The following is a 251-nucleotide window of genomic DNA, read 5'->3' as shown; positions in this document are numbered from 1 at the left end:
TCTCTTGGCTCCGCCTTTAGAAAGTTACAGAGTGTGGGTTTATATACTAAGACAGAGCACCGAACTGTGAAGTATCTTAACAATTTAATAGAACAAGACCATCGACCTATTAAACGACGGAATAAATTTTATCAAAGTCTCCGTACAGCCTCTTCCACGATTAAGGGCATGGAGACCCTTCGAGGAATATATAAAAAGAACCGAAGAAATGGAACGCTCTTCGGCTTTTCGGTGTCTACTGAAATCAAGGT

General features: G+C 40.6%; 1 protein-coding gene. It reads left to right on the top strand.

The window, feature by feature from the left end; translation table 11 throughout:
• Positions 1–251 (top strand): DDE-type integrase/transposase/recombinase (locus FHL07_RS23565; protein ID WP_138738994.1); only part of this gene is annotated, 251 nt, incomplete at both ends.

This window comes from Pseudomonas sp. FSL W7-0098 (genome assembly GCF_005930585.1).
Taxonomy (GTDB): domain Bacteria; phylum Pseudomonadota; class Gammaproteobacteria; order Pseudomonadales; family Pseudomonadaceae; genus Aquipseudomonas; species Aquipseudomonas bubulae.
Note: the sequence above shows the minus strand (reverse complement) of the source record. Positions and strands in the feature narration are given on the sequence as shown.